The sequence below is a fragment of the Thioalkalivibrio sp. ALJ7 genome (genome assembly GCF_000376865.1).
GTDB lineage: Bacteria > Pseudomonadota > Gammaproteobacteria > Ectothiorhodospirales > Ectothiorhodospiraceae > Thioalkalivibrio.
Genome location: NZ_AQXQ01000012.1, coordinates 378,091 through 396,029 on the forward strand (window position 1 = coordinate 378,091; position 17,939 = coordinate 396,029).

At 65.6% G+C, this 17,939-nt stretch carries 12 protein-coding genes; 5 read left to right on the forward strand and 7 right to left on the reverse strand.

Annotated features, from left to right (window positions below; translation table 11 throughout):
• Window positions 1-9: 9 nt before the first annotated feature.
• Entirely contained in the window at window positions 10-441 is a 432-nt protein-coding gene (locus tag D002_RS0110430) for a YbhB/YbcL family Raf kinase inhibitor-like protein (RefSeq protein ID WP_018141867.1), read from the reverse strand.
• Between the two features lie 193 nt (window positions 442-634).
• Here D002_RS0110430 and D002_RS0110435 point away from each other — a divergent pair, with 193 nt between their 5' ends.
• The 3 genes from D002_RS0110435 to D002_RS0110445 are packed head-to-tail and all read left to right on the forward strand — an operon-like array spanning window position 635 to window position 4,833.
• Complete coding sequence (locus D002_RS0110435; protein WP_018141868.1) at window positions 635-2,035, forward strand: MBL fold metallo-hydrolase RNA specificity domain-containing protein; 1,401 nt, start codon at window positions 635-637, stop codon at window positions 2,033-2,035.
• Window positions 2,036-2,056: 21 nt separating this feature from the next.
• A complete protein-coding gene (locus D002_RS0110440; RefSeq protein ID WP_018141869.1) occupies window positions 2,057-3,736 on the forward strand; it encodes a Na/Pi cotransporter family protein in 1,680 nt (559 codons plus the stop codon).
• Window positions 3,733-4,833, forward strand: a complete 1,101-nt coding sequence (locus D002_RS0110445; protein ID WP_018141870.1) for an RNA ligase — start codon at window positions 3,733-3,735, stop codon at window positions 4,831-4,833. Before D002_RS0110440 ends, D002_RS0110445 begins: the two co-directional genes overlap by 4 nt.
• A gap of 51 nt (window positions 4,834-4,884) precedes the next feature.
• On the opposite strand, the gene D002_RS0110450 is transcribed toward D002_RS0110445, so the two are convergent.
• Window positions 4,885-5,481: an RNA ligase partner protein gene (locus D002_RS0110450; protein ID WP_018141871.1), complete on the reverse strand. Its 597-nt coding sequence runs from the start codon at window positions 5,479-5,481 to the stop codon at window positions 4,885-4,887.
• A 131-nt stretch (window positions 5,482-5,612) separates the two neighbouring features.
• Here D002_RS0110450 and D002_RS0110455 point away from each other — a divergent pair, with 131 nt between their 5' ends.
• Both D002_RS0110455 and D002_RS0110460 read left to right on the forward strand, forming a co-directional pair.
• Window positions 5,613-6,464: an HDOD domain-containing protein gene (locus tag D002_RS0110455; protein WP_018141872.1), complete on the forward strand. Its 852-nt coding sequence runs from the start codon at window positions 5,613-5,615 to the stop codon at window positions 6,462-6,464.
• Window positions 6,465-6,517: 53 nt separating this feature from the next.
• Window positions 6,518-7,099 (forward strand): BLUF domain-containing protein, encoded by a 582-nt coding sequence (locus tag D002_RS0110460; protein WP_018141873.1) that lies wholly within the window; start codon window positions 6,518-6,520, stop codon window positions 7,097-7,099.
• On the opposite strand, the gene D002_RS0110465 is transcribed toward D002_RS0110460, so the two are convergent.
• The 5 genes from D002_RS0110465 to guaA all read right to left on the reverse strand — a co-directional run bounded on the left by D002_RS0110465 (window position 7,089) and on the right by guaA (window position 17,907).
• Window positions 7,089-8,798 carry a diguanylate cyclase gene (locus D002_RS0110465; protein ID WP_018141874.1) on the reverse strand — a complete coding sequence of 570 codons (1,710 nt, stop codon included), beginning with the start codon at window positions 8,796-8,798 and terminating at the stop codon, window positions 7,089-7,091. The genes D002_RS0110460 and D002_RS0110465 overlap by 11 nt on opposite strands.
• Window positions 8,795-9,178: a response regulator gene (locus D002_RS0110470; protein WP_018141875.1), complete on the reverse strand. Its 384-nt coding sequence runs from the start codon at window positions 9,176-9,178 to the stop codon at window positions 8,795-8,797. Before D002_RS0110470 ends, D002_RS0110465 begins: the two co-directional genes overlap by 4 nt.
• A gap of 24 nt (window positions 9,179-9,202) precedes the next feature.
• Complete coding sequence (locus D002_RS0110475) at window positions 9,203-12,445, reverse strand: PAS domain S-box protein (RefSeq protein ID WP_018141876.1); 3,243 nt, start codon at window positions 12,443-12,445, stop codon at window positions 9,203-9,205.
• A 20-nt stretch (window positions 12,446-12,465) separates the two neighbouring features.
• A complete protein-coding gene (locus tag D002_RS0110480; protein WP_081610858.1) occupies window positions 12,466-16,176 on the reverse strand; it encodes a PAS domain S-box protein in 3,711 nt (1,236 codons plus the stop codon).
• A gap of 153 nt (window positions 16,177-16,329) precedes the next feature.
• The gene (guaA, locus tag D002_RS0110485; protein WP_018141878.1) at window positions 16,330-17,907 is read right to left on the reverse strand and encodes a glutamine-hydrolyzing GMP synthase; all 1,578 of its coding nucleotides are present in this window, start codon (window positions 17,905-17,907) and stop codon (window positions 16,330-16,332) included.
• Window positions 17,908-17,939 lie beyond the last annotated feature (32 nt).

Sequence of the window (17,939 nt, forward strand, 5' to 3'; positions counted from 1 at the left end):
CGGGCCGGATCAGGCCGGCGCATCGGGATCCGCGCCCTCGTCGGCGGAGCACAGCGCCCCGGTGAGATCCGCCTCGTCCAGCACGTGTCCCTCGGCCGCGGCATCGAACTGGCTGCGGGTCGCCCCCGCCTCCAGCTCCAGCTCGGCATCCAGCGCCAGCAGGCGGAAGCGGTAGTGGTGACAGCCCTCCGGCGGCACCGGGCCGAGGTAGCCGACCTTGCCGAAGGCATCCATCCCCACGCGCCCCTCGCGGGGCAGGTGCAGGGCATCCACGCAATGCGTATCCGGCGGCAGGTTCCAGACCAGCCAGTGGGTGACCTCCCCCAGCGGCGAGTCCAGGTCCTCCAGGATCAGCGCGAGGCTGCGCGCGCCCGCCGGCACCTCGCGGATCTCCAGCTGCGGCAGCTGGTTGGCATCCCGCGCCGAGACCTCGATCGGCATCCGTTCTCCATCGGCAAAGGCAGGACTGCTCAATCGCATGGCCCGCATCCTCCTCCATGACCCGGTTACAGGCTCGCCCGCGCCGGGATACGGGTCAACCCGGGCACACGGCAATCCGGACCCGGGTTGATCGGGATCAAGTCCCCGGCCGTTGCTTGCCCATCGCACCCGCGTCGCGCGTACACTTCACCGTATGGCACAACTGACCTTTCAGGGGGCGACCGGCGAGGTCACCGGATCGCGTTATCTCCTCGAGACCGACGACACCCGCATCCTGCTGGAATGCGGCATGCACCAGGGCAACAGCGATGCGAACGAGGCGAACCGCGCCCCGCTCGCCGAGCTGGCGGAAAGCCTCGACGCGGTGGTGCTGTCGCACGGCCACCTCGACCACTCGGGGCTGTTGCCGAAGCTGGTGCGCGACGGGTACCGCGGTCCGATCTACTGCACGCCGGGCACCGAGGAACTGCTCGAGATCATGCTCGAGGATGCCGCGTTCGTGATGAGCAAGGACATCGAGTGGGAAAACAAGTGGCGCCGGCGGGCGGACAAGCCGCTGGTGGAGCCGGTCTACGACATCGATGATGTCGCCACCACCCTCGGGCTGTGCGAGGCCGTGCCCTACGGCCAGGCGCGCAAGATCGCGGGCGGGATCGGCCTGACCTTCCGCGATGCCGGGCACATCCTCGGTTCCGCGATCGTGGATCTGATCGTGCCCTCCGGCGGGCGTGACCGGCACCTGGTGTTCTCGGGCGATCTCGGCAATGACGACGCCGTGCTGATGCACGAGCCCGCGCGCCCGGAACACGCCGACCACGTGCTGCTGGAAAGTACCTACGGCGACCGCGACCACCGCCCGATGGAGGAGACAGTCGAGGAGTTCGCGCAGGTCCTGGCCGAGGCCGACAAGAGCGGCGGCAACGTGCTGATCCCGGCCTTCGCGGTCGGCCGCACCCAGGAGATCCTCTACCACCTGAGCATGCTGCACCACGCCGGGCGCCTGCCGCAGCAGAAGGTCTTCCTCGACAGCCCGATGGCGATCAAGGTCACCGAGCTCTATGCGCGTCTGCGCAGGAACCTGGATCCTGACGACATGGAACGGCTGCACGAGGCCGCGAACGGCGACCCGAACGGCTATCTGCCCGGGCTGCAGGTTTGCCGCACGGTCGAGGAATCCATGGCAATCAACCGCATCACCGGCGGCGCGATCATCATCGCCGGCTCCGGCATGTGCAATGGCGGGCGCATCCGCCACCACATGAAGTACAACCTGTGGCGGCGCGAGGCGCACCTGGTGATCGTCGGCTTCCAGGCGGCGGGTACGTTGGGACGGCGGCTGGTGGACGGCGCCGAGCGAGTCAAGCTGCTGGGCGACGAGGTCGCAGTGAACGCGAAGGTCCACACCCTGGGCGGCTTTTCCGCCCACGCCGGGCGCAGCCAGCTGCTCGACTGGGCACGCGGTTTTCAGGACCAGCCGGTGTTCCATCTGGTCCACGGCGAGCCGGAAGCGCGCGAGGCCCTGGCCGCCGGCCTGCGCGACGAGCTGGGGGCCGAGACGCATGTACCCGCCTTCGGCGAGACCATCACCCTGTAGCGCGGCACCCCCACAGCACCGATGCCGGAGACCGAAGCCGTCAGCACCTATGCCCTGATCGCCGGCTTCCTCGGCGGTCTCGGGCTGTTCCTGCTCGGGATGACCCTGCTGACCGACGGCCTGAAGACCGCCGGCGGCAAGGCCCTGCAACATATCCTCGGGCAGTGGACCCGCACCCGGCCGCGCGCCCTCGCCTCGGGCATGGGCGTGACCGCGCTGGTGCAGTCCTCCAGCGCGGTCACGGTCGCCACCATCGGCTTCGCCAACGCCGGCCTGCTGACGCTGGGCCAGTCGGTCTGGGTAATCTTCGGCTCCAACGTCGGCACCACCATGACCGGCTGGCTGGTCGCCCTGATCGGCTTCAACATCCGGATCGAGGCCTTCGCCCTGCCGGCCATCGGCATCGGCGCCCTGCTCTATCTGTTCATGAAGGCCGCCCGTCCCCGCCACCTGGGTCTGGCGCTGGCGGGCTTCGGCCTGCTGTTTCTGGGCATCGATGTGCTGCGCGAGGCCTTCGAGGGCCTGAGCACTACCGTCGACCTCGGCGCGCTAACGCGACCAGGCTTTGCCGGGCTGCTGATCATGGTCGGCATCGGGGCCCTGCTCACGGTACTGATGCAGAGCTCGTCGGCCTCCATGGCCATGGCTCTGACCGCCGCGATGAGCGGCGCGGTACCGCTGGAGGCTGCGGCTGCCGCAGTGATCGGTGCCAACCTCGGGACCACGGTGAAGGCCCTGCTGGTGGTCATCGGCGCCACCCCTAACGCCAAGCGCGTCGCGGCGGCACATGTCATCTTCAACGGCCTGACCGCGATCGTCGCGCTGCTGATCCTGCCGTGGTTCCTGGCCGCGATCGCCTGGATCTGGGGTAGCACGGGTGAGGCACCGGCACCTGCGATGCTGCTGGCGTTGTTCCACACCGCCTTCAACTTGCTCGGCGTGGCGCTGATGGTCCCTCTTGCGGGACCGATGATCCGCTATCTGCAACGCCGATTCCGCACCGCCGAGGAAGACATCGCGCGCCCGCAGTACCTCGACAAGAACAGCGCCGGCATCCCGGATCTGGCCCTGCAGTCTATGCTGCAGGAAACCGGTCGGCTGGCCGACATCAGCCATTCGATCGCGCGCGAGGCCCTGCAACCCAATCCGCCCGCGGCCGACACCCTCGACCGCCGAAGCCAAGCGGTCGAGCAGCTCACGCAGGCGATCAACGAGTTCGCCATTCGCACGGCCAACCACCCCATGCCCGAGGCGGTGGGCAACGGTATTGCAGAGACGGTGCGCATCGCCCGCTACCACCGCGAAGTCGCAGCGCTGGCCGATCAGATCGCCGACCTGCGGCGCGAAGCCAGTGGCGAGGCTCGCCCGATCGTCAGCGAGCAGCGCCGAGCTTGGCAGGAGCAGGCCATACGCGCCCTGGACCTGTGCAATCTGGAATCCGACGATGGTGACGATGGGCACGCTCTGGCGGCCACCGAAGCCGTCAGCACCGTCGAGGCCGCGTACGCCGAACTCAAGGCCGCCCTCCTGCGCGAGGGCACTTTTGGATCCCTGGCGATGAGCGAGATGGAACGTCAGTTGCGCATCATCAGCACGGCCCGCCGACTGGTCACCCAGGCCGACAAGGCGCGCCGCCACACCGAGGCCCTGGAAAGCCAGATCCGCGGCCTGCGCAAGACCCTGGAACCGGAAAACGCATGATCGATCTCGACACGCTGCAACAGGCCATCGAACATCATCGCGCCGAGGTCCTGAAATTCGAGGGCCTCGAGTACGCCCGGCTGCTGGAACCCGTCAATCACTACCCACGCGGTAGCGTCGTGCTTCCCCAGGGCGCCGTGGTACCCGGGTATCCCTCCATTGGCCGTATCCAGTCACTGGAGGCGGGGCTCCCGCGCCAGTTCGACCAGCCGTTCTGGGCGGAAGAGAAGATCGACGGTTTTAATGTACGCATGCTGCGCCTCGACGGCGCCCTCTACGCCTTCAGCCGTGGCGGTTTCGTGTGCGCTTTCAGTACCGACCGGGTCCCGGATTTCGTCGACCCGGCGGTGTTCGATGCCGAACCGGACCTGGTGCTGTGTGCGGAGATCGCCGGCCCGGACACGCCGTACCTGGAGGGTTCCACACCTCGGGTCAGCGAGGACGTCCAACTGTTCGTGTTCGACCTGATGCGCCTGGGCCAGCCCGGCTTTCTACCCCAGGACGAAAAGTTCGCTCTGATCGAACGCCACCACCTGCCGCCCGCCCCGCTGCACGGACAGTTCACTCCGCAGGACACCGAAGCCCTGGGCCAACTGATCCGGAAACTGGACGCCGAGGGTGCGGAGGGCCTGGTGCTGAAGACCGCCGACGGCATCCACCGCGCGAAATACGTGACCGGCGAGTCCTGCATCAACGACATCCGGGTGTGCGCCGAGCAGCTGCTCGACTTGCCGCCGGAATATTTCACCAACCGTCTGACGCGGCTCGCGATCTACCTGGCTGAACACCCGCCCGAGGATCGGGCATCCCTGGAATGGGAACTGGGGGTCGCATTGCTGGCGGGACTGGACGGGGCCATTGGCAAGAGCCGAACCGTGGGACGCGTCTCGCATACCTATCGCTGCCGCTTCCGTGAGGAGGCCGGCGCGCGGCGCTTCATCCACCATATGCAGACCACTGGCGGGCGCCATGTGCGCTTCGTCGAGGGGACCCCGTACCAGGAAGGCGGCTACTGGGTGCTGGAATTCGAACGCCTGTTCGATCGCATCACCGGTACCCTGGCCTCGGCCTTGGCCGGCGATCGTCAGTACGACTGAGGCCCTTCGCCTGCTTGCAGGCGAACTCGGAAAAGGCCCCGACTCGCGGTCTCAAGTGGCGTTTCCACCCCGACCCGACTCGGAGAGGTTCTCCATCACCTGCCGGAGATAGTCGGCCGTCACCAGCTTGATGCCCATGCGATTGCCCAGCTTGCGCATGCCCTCGTCGGCACTGGCCAGTTCGGCATCCAGCTCCATTGCCAGCAACACGGCATCCACATCTTCGCGCGAATCCACCAGACCCTTGCGCATCGCCTCGCGGAAGCGCTCGCGCAGCTGGGTAATGAGTTCCGGCTTGAGAGATTCAGCCGCACCCGCCTGGCGCGTGTGCTCCTCGGCAATACGCAGGCCGCGGTCGATTCGGGTGCGCACCTCGTCGATGAACTCGTAAAGGATGTCGCTTGGTAGCGTAAGCGCGAACCGCCGTGGCGAACGCACCCAGACGACGGTCTCGAAATCGGCCGCCATGGCCTCGAGATCGCGCATCCCACGAAATTCCTCGTACACCGACAGCGGCATATAGAACTCGGCGGGGCAATGGCGCGCCAGGGTGAGGAAGGTCCGCAGAATATCCTCCGGATCCTCGCCGAACTGTCCGGCCACATGCGGGTTGGTAAAGACGCTGGTATCCAGCACGAATCGGCGCATCACGACCTCCTGTCGGCTCCCTTCATCATCGGCAGGGGCCGGCAGCCCGTCAACCGGCCCGCGACACCCCGCCCGCGCCAACGCCTGTGGCATAATCGGCGCGTCTTTACCCAGCCGGACACGGATTGCCCTTGGCCACCCGAGCGGAAGTCGAAAAATTCCTGGAGCGCCTGCGCGAGGACCTCGAACGTCACCAGATCGAGATCCCGACCCTGCCCGATGTCTCAGTACAGGCGCTGTTCATCACCCAGGACGAATCCAGCTCCATCGCCGATCTGGTCAACCTGATCTCGCGCGACACGGCCCTGGCTTCGCGCCTGGTGCGCCATGCCAACAGCCCGGCCTACCGGGGGCTGACCCGCTGCGCGACCATCCGCTCCGCGGTCACCCGTCTGGGCATGGAGCGCGCCCGCCAGACCATCACCGCGCTGTCCATGAAGGAGGTCTTCCAGAGCGGGAACGAGGCCATCCGCATCCGGATGGAAGAGCTGTGGAACCACAGCCTGGAGGTGGCGATCATCAGCTACCTGCTGGCCCGCCGCCATCCCCATCTGGACCCGGACACCGCTCTGCTCGCCGGACTCGTTCACGACATCGGCATGATCCCGATCCTGCGCCGCGCAGAGAAGACCCAGGAGATTTATGAGGATCCACGCGCCCTGCAGGCCGCGGCCGATGCCGCGCACGTCGCCATCGGCCGCGCGATGCTGAAGAGCTGGAACTTCGAGCCGGAGATCATCCGTGCCGTCGCCGAACACGAAAACCTCAAGCGCGAGCCGGAGGAAGGCGAACCGGTCAATTACAGCGACATCCTGCAGGCCGCCAACATCGAGAGCCACAACGCCACCCGGCATCGCCTGGCCCATATCGACCGCAGCTCGGTCGCCTCCATCCGCCGTCTGGCGGCCAAGCCCGGCACTACCCGCCTGAACTGGGAAGACGACGCAATCGGCCTGGAACACGTCAACCAGATGATCGAATGAACCCCGCGGGGCGCGGGCGGTCTTCTTCATATCGCCCCGGAACGGACGCCCGCATGCCCGCCATTCTCCAGCTCGTCTACGCCTCTCGCGCCACCTTCCGCGAGAACACCTCCAGCCAGGGCATCGAGCCCGAAGTCGGCCGCATCCTGATGCAGTCCCGCCAGAACAACCCGCGCAGCGGGATTGTCGGCGCGCTCTATTACGGGGATGGCCACTTCTTCCAGTGTCTGGAGGGCGAGCCCCGGGCCGTACGCGACACCCTGGAGCGGATCCGGCGTGACGATCGCCACGAGGAGGTCCGAGTGCTGCGCGAGCAGTCACTGGACAGCCCGGGATTTGGCGAATGGTCGATGAAATACGTCCCGGCAGCGGGGGACGTCCGTCAGCTGCTACAGCGCTTTGGCCAGCGCCAGTTCGACCCCTTCGCCTTCGACGATGACCGTATCGACGCAATGCTGGACCTGCTGCGTCAGGGCCGGGACAACGCACCTGCCGAGGGAGCGGGGTCGACGGGCGGCAAGGCGGCAGATGCCATGCGGGGCAGCAACCGTGCGCTGTTCGGGATCGGCCTGGTCGCGGTGGCGATCTTGCTCGGCGTGATCGGAGCCGCGACCTACCTGCTCGTCACGTCGTAGAGGCCTCGGAACATTCCGGCAGCGCGGGCGCCGGGAACGCCCGCTGGATTTGGTCGCGCCCACCCCGCTTGGCCCGGTAGAGCGCCTCGTCGGCAGCGACCAGTAGATCAGGACCATCCTCCTCGGGATAGTCAGCCGAACACACCATGCCGATCGAGATAGTGCAGCCGAAGCGCTCATCCCGATGGTTGAAATTCAGAGCAGCAAAGTTACGGCGGATATCCTCGAGCACCCGCCGGGCATTCTCCGCGTCGCATTCCGGCAGCACCGCGACGAACTCCTCCCCGCCATAGCGGCCGATGACGTCGGACTGACGCAGGCGCTGCCGCAGCAGGGTCGCGATCGACATAATCACCACATCTCCCACGGCATGCCCGTAAGCATCGTTGACCCTCTTGAAGTGGTCGATGTCGAGCATCGCCAACGTGACGGGTCGCCCGATCCGGCGAGCGCGCAACACCTCCCGACTGGCGGCCTCCTTGATGCTGGCGTGCTTGAGCAGTCCAGTCAGACTGTCCTTGCTGATCCGCTCCTCCGGCTGGCGTGCGCGCGCGATCCGCGAGCGAGCGGCGGCCACCAGTTGCACGTCGGAAATCGGCTTGGTCAGAAAGTCGTCCGCACCCCGACCCATGGCCTCGATCTGGCGCTCGATATCGGTTTCCACGGACAGATACACAATCGGCAGATGGATGTAGGCCTCGTGCTGGCGAATCAGCCCCGCCAGGTCGGTGCCCGCGTATTCGGGCATGTACAGATCCATCAGCACCAGTTCCGGCCGGAACGCGGCGATCGTATCCATGATGTTGCGCGGCGCGTCCAGCACCCGGGCTTCCATCCCGGCGGCCGTCAGGACCAGCCGCATATGCTCGGCAAGATCGGCGTCGTCGTCCACGACCAGCACCCGTTGCGCCGGCGCACGGCGCTCCTCGAAGATCTGCGAGATGCGGCTCACGAGCCGGGGTACATCCAGCGGTTTGAGGAAATACCCCTGCGCGCCCAGCTGAACCGCGCGCACACGCGACGGAAAATCATCCTTGTCGGAGAGAAAGATCAACGGGCACCCCAGCGCTTTCAACTCGGGGCAGTCCACCAGCCTGGTGGTTGCATTTTCACGGCCTTCGTCCAGCATCACGTCGATCAGCAGCAGATCCGGCTGCTCACCCTTCACCGCGCGCTTGAGCGCATCAATGCCGTCGAACACTCGAACCGCATAATTGAAAGACTGGAGTTGCTGCCCGAGTTGCCCAGCCAGTTCCGCATCGTCTTCGACCAGCCATACCTTCAGGACGCGGTCCACAGCGTGTCGAGTCTCGGGGAGCACACCCACATCCGGTTGTTCCGAGGGCTCCATCGATTGGGCGGGTACGGTGCGGGAGAGTCCTGCGATCTCGTCCGCCAGCCACTGACGACTCGCAGCATCCAGTGCCAGCGCCTCCGCCCCAAGCCAACTGCTGATCCGCTGCTCCAGCAAACGCGCGGCGGCACTCAACTCCGCACAGCCGAAACTGCCACCGCTGCCCGCCAGCTTGTGCAGACGCTGCTGCAGCTCGTCGAGCACCTCGCGATCCTGCTCCTGTCCGGTAAGGCTGTCCTGAAGCGTGTTCAGCCCGGTCAGCTCCTCCGGGAGGCGTTCCAGGTATCGGGCACGCAGTTGCTCCAGGCGGTCTTTCAGGGCCTGCTCGGCGGTGGCGTCCGTCATGCCGCAGCCTTCCAGATCCGCCGTACCTCGTCGGAAAGCGTCATGGGATCGAACGGTTTGGCAATCACGTCACGCGCCCCCAGCGACTTGTAGTGTGCGATCTCGGAGGGCTGCACCTTGGCGGTCATGAAGGCCACCGGCACCTCGACCAGTGCCGGAATGCCACGCAGGGCCTCCAGGGTCGTTGGGCCGTCCATCCCCGGCATCATCACATCCAGCAGGATCAGGTCCGGCGCAAAGGCCTCGGCCTCGCGTACCGCCTCCTCACCCGAGGCACAGGTCTTCACGGTATAGCCACCCACCGTCTCCAAGGCCAGCGAGGCAATCGCCTGAATATCCGGCTCGTCTTCGACATAGAGAATGCGCTGCAACTCGGACATTTTCGACTCCCCTGGGGTGGACCGCTACAGGTCCGTGGCGTGCCGGCCGCAGCCGGACCCTGGTTCCGAACTGGATGGATGACCATCCGTGTCGCGGGCAAGCGGCAACTCGAACCAGAATGTCGCGCCCACACCCTCTACGGAGTCAAAGCCTATACGCCCGCCCATATGTTCTACCAGTTCCCGGCTAATCGCGAGGCCGAGCCCGGTCCCGCCCTTCGTTCGGCTGTCGGAGCCATCCGCCTGTGCGAATTTCCCGAAGATCTGCTCGCGGAAGTTGTCCGGAACACCCGGCCCGTCATCCGCCACACTGACCCGGACGCCTTCAGTCGGTTCATTCAACGCCTGCACCGAAACCCGCACGCTGCCGCCCGGGGGCGAGAATTTCACTGCGTTCGACAGAAGATTGGCGAGCACCTGCAACAGGCGCTGGTCATCGACCCGAACCGCAACCCCGGGCACGCCACTATCGAGCACCAGCTGGACCTGGTGCTGTTCGGCATAACCCCGATAGCTCTCGAGCGCCTGTGCGAGTAGCGGCTCGAGCGGCTCCGCACGCATATTAAAGTGCAGCTTGCCCGCCGCGATCTTCTCCATATCGAGCAGATCGTTGATCAAGAGCGTCAGCCGCTCGCTGTTGCGCTGGGCAATCGTGACCATTTCGCCGACCTTCTCCGGCAATACACCAAGCGCCCCGCTGGCCACCATCCCAAGGGCCCCCGAGATCGACGTCAGTGGCGTACGCAGTTCGTGGCTCACCGTGGAGACGAACTCGTTCTTCATGCGCTCCACCCGCTTGCGTTCGGTGATGTCCCGCACAACCCCCACATAGAGGGGTTCGCCGTGTTGCCTGACCTCCGATACAGAAACTTCCATCGGGAACACGGTTCCATCCTTGCGACGCCCCTGCAGTTCCCTGCTGGTGCCAATCACCCGCCGGTTGCCAGTGGCCTGATAATTACGCAGGTATACGTCATGGCTCTCACGATCAGGCCCGGTCATCAACACGCTTACATTGCGACCGGCAACCTCACGGGGCGTATACCCGAAGATGCGACTTGCACCCGGATTGAACGACTGGATCAACCCATCGCGATCGATCGTAATGATCCCGTCTACGATGTTATCGATGATCGTCTGCGTGCGAAGCGCCTGCTCCGCCAGGGCTCGCTCCGCCTCTATACGCTCGGTTACGTCTTCGTTCACGCCAATCGCCCGCACGACCACACCTGCCGCATCGGTTATCGCCTGTGCCATAGCGCGAATATGACGTGTCGCCCCATCGCCCCGGAGAATTCGGAACGTGAACTCGCGGGGTGTCCCGGGACGTTCAAGGATCGTTTCGAGGCTGGCTTCTGCGTGCTCCACGTCTTCGGGCAGCAAGGCGCGCCTCCAGTCATCGGCATGGTGACCAAAATCGCGGGGTAACACGCCGTAAAGACGGAACATCCCGGAATCCCAGTCAAGCCGCCCACTGGTCAGGTTCAAATCCCATACACCCAGCTGCGCCGCCTCGGTGGCCAGCGTCAACTGCTGGGTGGCATCCCGGAAGCGTTTTTCGCTCTCGCGCAGGGCCTGTTCGGCGGCCTTGCGCTCGGTGATGTCCTCGGCGATACCCAGGTAGCCGCTGATATTTCCCTGTTTGTCGGTCTGGGGGGTCACCGTCAGGGAAACGGGAATGCGCATGCCGTCCTTGCGCACAAAGGTCCATTCCCGGGTTTCCGCTCCCTCGCGATCCGCGATCTCGACGAAGGCCCGAAAGCCATCGATCGTTCGTTCACTGGCAGCGCTCAATTGCGCCGCGCGCGCTGCGATCTCCTCCGGCACATGGAACAGGACGGGTGACTGCTGGCCCACCATTTCGTCGGCAGCATAGCCCGTCATCTTTTCCGCACCCGGATTGAACAGGGTGATCAGACCATCGCGGTCGGTCACCACAATTGCGAATTCCGACGCCGCCGCCAGAACCGCCTGTAACTGATCGGCGGTCTGCGCAAGCTCCGCAGTGCGCGTCTGCACCTCGGACTCGAGTTCGCTGCGCGCCTGCGCCTGCTGGCGGAAACTGGCCACCAGCTGCCGCGACATCTCGCGCAGGGTCCTGGCCAGGCCGTCGTATTCGAGAATCCGGCTTTCCGGCAGTTCCGGCGAACGCCCCGCGGCAATGTCCGAACTCAGCCCTGCACTGACCGCATCCAGCTTGCGCAAGGGACGGCTGATGGCATAACTCAAGGCGGCCGAGACCAGGATGGCCAGGGCCACGATCACCGTCAGGAGGGCAAACAACTCCACGCGCTGCTGCTCCAGCGCCCGGACCACCGGTGCCGCCGGCATCTCCGCATACACCTGCTCGATATCCGGCACGAGGCCCACCGGCGCTGCAACGAAGTAGGCCCCCTGCCCCCAGCGACCCACAGCCGACATTGAACCGTCCGGCAACCAGATCGAAAGCTCGCGATCCAGGGTCTCCACCTGGCCATCCGACGCCTCCAGCACGCTGCGGACGTCGCCCCGACTGGCCAGCACCCGACCTTCCGGGGACACAATCGCAAGCCCCAGATCCTCGCGCGTCTGCACCCGCCGCAGATGGTAGTCATACCGGACCCGGCCCTCGCGGTAATCGCTCGCGAGCCGTTCGGACAGACTCTCGGCGCGTTCCTGCAGGCGCTCGACCATGAAGGCCTCCTGCTCGTCGCGCTGCTGATAGCTCTGGTGCAGGATCGGGGCCAGCCCGGCCAGCAGGGTGACCGGGAGCATCGCGTGGAACAACAGGCTCGCCAGCGAAGGCCTGCCCAGTCGGGAGGCCTGCTCGCCGCGCCGCAACAACCGCCAAAACATCACCAACAGGCTGGCGATCAGCGTGTTGAACAGCGCGTTCACCGCCTGCTTCAGGGCGATCATGGTGGTGGGTTCCCAGTCCATCCCGATCAAGCCGCGATAGAACAGCAACACCAGCGGAACCCCGATCACCAGCCAGTACAGCAGGTCGGCCACCACCACGTTGTACAGCCAGCGCCGGTAAACGAGGCCCACTACCAGTGCCTCGATCACGAACACCACCATCGGATACGGAACGCCCCACAGGACCAAGGTGTAGAGTCCCCCGGCGATCGCGACAATCACCGCGGGCAGCGTCCCCAACAGCAGCACCGCGAGCATCACCGCGATCGATCCGAAGATGAAGTCCAGACCGAACAGCAGCGGCAGATGGAAGAAATTGCCGGCCACCGCCAGCAGGGCCAGCGCCAACGTCGCAAGCCCGCGCTCCACCGAGCCTGACCACTGCTGCCTCATCCGCGGGCCCCCTCACGGTGGCATCCCAGTTCAAACCAGAAAGTCGCCCCCGCGTCCGGCACGGAGTCGAACCCGACCTCACCGCCCATGCGCTCCACCAGCTCCCGGGTGATCGCCAGCCCCAGGCCGCTACCACCCTTCTGGCGGGTGTCGGAGGCATCGGCCTGGGAAAACTTCTGGAAGATGCGTTCGCGGAACGCCTCCGGGATCCCGGGGCCATGATCGATCACCGAGACGCGCACCCGGGCGCCGTCACGCTCCACTGCCACCCGCACCTCCTCACCCTCCGGCGAGAACTTGGCTGCGTTGGAGAGCAGATTGGCCAGCACCTGCTGCAGGCGGTCGGCATCCACTTCGACCCGGACCCCGTCGTCCTCCGCATCCAGCATCAGGTGCACCCCGTACTGGTCGGCATAGCTCTGGTTGCTACGCACAGCCTGCTCCAGCAACGGGAACAGCGGCTGCTCTTGCAGCTCGAAGCGCATCTTGCCGGCCACCAGCTTTTCCATGTCCAGCAGGTCGTTGATCAGAAGCCCCAGGCGCTGGCTGTTCTTGTGGGCAATCTCCAGCATCTCCTGCATCCGCTCCGGCAACGCTCCTGCCGCCCCGCCCGTCAACAGGCCCAGGGCCCCGGAGATCGACGTGAGCGGCGTGCGCAGCTCGTGGCTGACGGTGGAGATGAACTCGTTTTTCATGCGCTCGATGCGCTTGCGCTCGGAGATATCCTCGATGATGGACCAGATCAGTTTGCGACCGGACTTGTCGTGCACGACCATGCCGTTGAGCAGTACGGGATACCGGGTGCCGTCCTTGCGGATGTATTCCTTCTCGTAGGGGCCGTAACGGCCCGTCTGTTCCATGCTCTCCAGTTGCTGCGCTTCCTGCGCTGCGTACTCCCGGGGCGTGACATCCCAGTAGCTGAGTGCAACGAACTCCTCGCGGGTATAACCGGTCGGGCGCAACAGGGCCGCGTTGAGATCCACAAACGCCCCGGTCTCGTAATCGTTCAGCGCAATCCCCACCGGTGAGAGCTCGAACAGCCCCCGCAGGCGGGCCTCGCTGTCCGCGACGGCCAGCTCGGCCTCCTTTTCATCCGTGATATCCCGAATATATCCGTGCCACAGCGTACTGCCGTCGTCGAGGGGCTCGGGCGAGGCGTGACCCTGCACCCACCCCACGCGACCATCATCCCGCAGGGTGCGATACTCGCAATGCCAGTTACTCAGTTCCCGCCGCGACCGTTCGATGGACTGCGCCACCCGATCCCGGTCCTTCGGGTGCAGACTGCGGAACACCGCGCTGGCATCCTCGCGTGCCGCCTCTGCGCTGATGCCGTAGATGTCCCGGATGCCGGGGCTGCTGTACGGGAAGGCCACGCGGCCGTCCGGCCACTGCCGATACTGATACACCATACCCGGGACCAGTGAGGTCAGCTTCTTCAACTGCTCGTGCGACTGTTCCCGCTCCAGGCTCGCGGCCACCCAGCGCCCCAACAGACGCACGAACATGCGTTCACCCTCGCTGAACGCGGCCGGTCTGGGGTGCGCCGACGAAAAGTTCAGGGTGCCAAAGCGCTGTCCCTCAACCTCCAGCACGACACCGATGTAGGCTTCCAGGCCGAAGTCCGCGTAACACGGGTGGCCCTGGTGCTCGGACGCGCCCATGTGCTCGATCGTCAGCAGGTCGTTGTGCGCAAGGGTCAGCGCACAGTAGGTACGCCCGAGCGCAAAGCGCTGACCACGCTCGAGGGGGGCGCCAGCCGGCGCGACGAACACCCGCACCGTATAGTCGTCGCCGCGGATCCGGCTGACGATGCCCAGTTCCAGCCCCAGAAAGTTGGCCCCCATCTGTAGCGCGCGCTCGAGCTGGTCATCGAGGTCCAGCGCCACCAGGGATGCAATCTCGTTGAGCGCCGCGAACGCGTCCAGCTGGCGCTGATGCTGTTCACGATGTTCCCGTTCCCGGGTCGCATCGAGGATGAAGCCGTCGAGGTAGCGTACTCGGCCATCCGGATCACGAATGGCGGAGCCCCGTTCCTGGGCCCAGCGGATACTGCCGTCACGATGCCAAATACGGTATTCAACGGACCAGTCGTTGCCGGCGCTCAAGGCCTGTTCCACCGCATCCTGGACTCGTGCCTGATCATCCTCGTGGATCACGCTGGCGTAACTGCGCACGGCATTGTCGATGAAGTCGCTGGCAGGATAGCCCGACAGCGGATCCACCTGGTCGCTCATGTAGAGCATGGTCCAGTCCGAATCCGGCAGGCAGCGATAGGTGATTCCGGGGATATTGTCGACCAGCGAGCGGAACTGTTGCTCGCTCTCGCGGATCCGTTCGGCATCCTCGCGTTCCCGGGTCACATCGGACTCGATCGCGATGAACCCCTGCAACACCCCCTGCTCGTCGCGCAATGGGGTGCAGTGGATCCGCACCCAGTACGGGTGGCCGTCGATGTGGTAGTTCAACAGCTCTTCAACGAATGGTTCGCCTCGCGCCAGCGCCCCACCGATCCGGGCTACCGTCTCCGGATCGGTCCCGGCACCCTGCAACAGTTCACCCGGCTGACGGCCAAGCATTGCGTCCAGGGTGTAGCCACTCAAGCGGGTAAAGCCGTCGTTGATCCACTCGACCCGGCCGTCGGCGTCGGTAATGATCACGCCATTGGTCGTCTCGCTCGCCACCCGGGACAGCCGCGCCCGCTCCAACTGGCCCGCCCGGTAACGACGACGAGTGCGAGCCGCATCCACCAACTGCCCCAGCGTGGCGAGCAGCGGCTGCAGAAACTCCACCAGTTCCGGGTCGTAGCCACCCGGACGGTTGGCGATCCCCAGCACGGCGATCCGCTCGCCCCCGTGCTCGATGGGTATCCCCAGAAAGGCCTTGAGCGGCGGATGTCCTTCGGGCAACCCGCCGCTGCGCGGGTCTCCGGCGGGGTCATTGGCAATCACCGGCCCCGCGCCGGTCAGGGCCGCGCCGAACAGGGTCTCCAGGTTGTGAAACTCCAACCCCTGGGGTGCGTTGGCCGCATAGAAGGCGCGGGTCGCGTCATCCCAGGCGATATTGGTGATGGCACTGGTCTTGAGGTAAGGCGAACCTTCAGGCGTGTGCAGTACCTCTCCGATAAAGCCGTATTCGCTGTGGGTCAGCTCGAGGGTATCCGCAAGCAGTCCGTCAAAGACCTGCCCACGGTCCTGATCGGCATCGCGAATAAACGCCGACTGCGCACGGGTAATCACCTCGCCAAGCTGCCGCAGATCGCCCAGCGCATTGCCAAGCGCCCGTTGCTCGGTGGAGTCGATTTCCGCCTCGACCGCATCGGCGAGGTCACGCAGGGAGCGTCGCTCGTCCTCGCTCAACTGCCGCGGCTGGCCGTCGATCAGGCAAAGCGTCCCGATCCGGTAACCGTCGGCGGTTGTCAGTGGCGCACCGGCGTAGAACCGGATCTGCGGCTCCCCGGTCACCAGCGGGTTGTCGGCAAACCGGGCGTCCGCGCGCGCATCGGGAATCTCGAAGATATCGCCCCCGAGAATCGTATGCCCGCAAAAGGAGATATCACGCCCGGTCTCCGCCACCTCGAGACCCTGCCGCGACTTGAACCACTGCCGGTCCTCGTCCACCAGCGAAACCAGCGCGATGGGCACCCCGAACATCCGCCGCGCCAGACGCGTCAGTCGGTCGAACCGCTCCTCAGCCGCGGTATCCAGCAGCCCTCGAGCCCGCAGCGCTCGCAGCCGCTCTTTTTCGTTGCCGGGACAGGGAGGCGTTTTCAACGGAATTGGACCACGCACGATTCGGGGATACCCGATATTGCCACGTCCAGCTTTCTGCCCCAACCAGGGAGACGCCGTCCAGGAGGACTATTCCCACTCGATGGTGGCGGGGGGCTTGCCGGAGATGTCGTAGGTCACGCGCGAGATGCCGGGGATCTCGTTGATGATCCGGCGCGAGACGTGGTCGAGGAAGTCGTACGGCAGGTGGGCCCAGCGGGCGGTCATGAAGTCGATGGTCTCCACCGCGCGCAGCGCGACCACGTAGTCGTAGCGCCGGCCGTCGCCCATCACCCCGACCGACTTCACCGGCAGGAACACCGCAAACGCCTGCGAGGTCTTGTCGTACAGATCGGCCTTGCGCAGTTCCTCGATGAAGATCGCATCGGCGCGGCGCAGCAGATCGGCGTATTCCTTCTTCACCGCACCGAGGATGCGAACACCCAACCCCGGTCCCGGGAACGGGTGGCGGTAGACCATCTCGGTGGGCAGGCCCAGCTCCACGCCGATCTTGCGCACCTCGTCCTTGAACAGCTCGCGCAGCGGCTCCACCAGTCCCAGCTTCATGTTCTCCGGCAGCCCGCCCACGTTGTGATGCGACTTGATCACATGCGCCTTGCCGGTCTTCGAGTCGGCCGACTCGATCACGTCCGGGTAGATCGTGCCCTGGGCCAGCCACTGCACGTTGTTCAGCTTCGCGGCCTCCTCGTCGAACACGTCGATGAACAGCCCGCCGATGACCTTGCGCTTGGCCTCCGGGTCCTCGACCCCGGCCAGCGCACTCATGAAGCGCTCCTCGGCATCCACACGGATCACGTTCACGCCCATGTGGCGGGCGAAGGTCGCCATCACCTGGTCACCCTCGCCCTCGCGCAGCAGCCCGGTATCCACGAACACGCAGGTCAGCTGGTCACCGATCGCCTTGTGCAGCAGCGCCCCGACCACCGAGGAGTCCACGCCGCCGGACAGGCCCAGCACCACGTGGTCGTCCCCGACCTGTTCGCGCACCCGCGCGGCCATGTCGTCGATGATGTTGTCCGCGGTCCACAGCGACTCGCAGCCGCAGATCTCGTGCAGGAAGCGCTCCAGGATGCGCTGGCCCTGGGTCGTGTGCGTGACCTCGGGATGGAACTGCACGCCGTAGAAGCCGCGCTCCGGGTCGGCCATGCCGGCGATCGGCGCGGAATCAGTGGAGGCCATCAGGCGAAAACCCTCCGGCAGCTCGGTCACGTGGTCGCCGTGCGACATCCACACGTCGAGCAGCCCAAAACCTTCCGGCGTGGTGTGATCCTCGATATCGCGCAGCAGCGGCGTGTGGCCGCGGGCGCGGACCTGAGCATAACCGAACTCGCGGCGCTCTGAGGGCTCGACCCGCCCGCCCAGTTGCGCGGCCATGGTCTGCATCCCGTAGCAGATACCCAGTACCGGTACGCCTCGTTCGAAGACGGCGTCCTCGGCGCGCGGCGGGTTGTCGATATTCACCGACTCGGGACCTCCGGAGAGGATGATCGCAGTGGGATCGAAGGCGCGGATATCGTCCGCTGGCATGTCCCAGGGATGCACCTCGGAGTACACCCCGGCCTCGCGCACGCGACGGGCAATCAGCTGGGTGTACTGGGAACCAAAGTCCAGCACCAGAATACGGTGGGCGTGAAGATCCTGGGTCATGAGGTCATCCGGTTTCCCGGCCAGGGATGGCC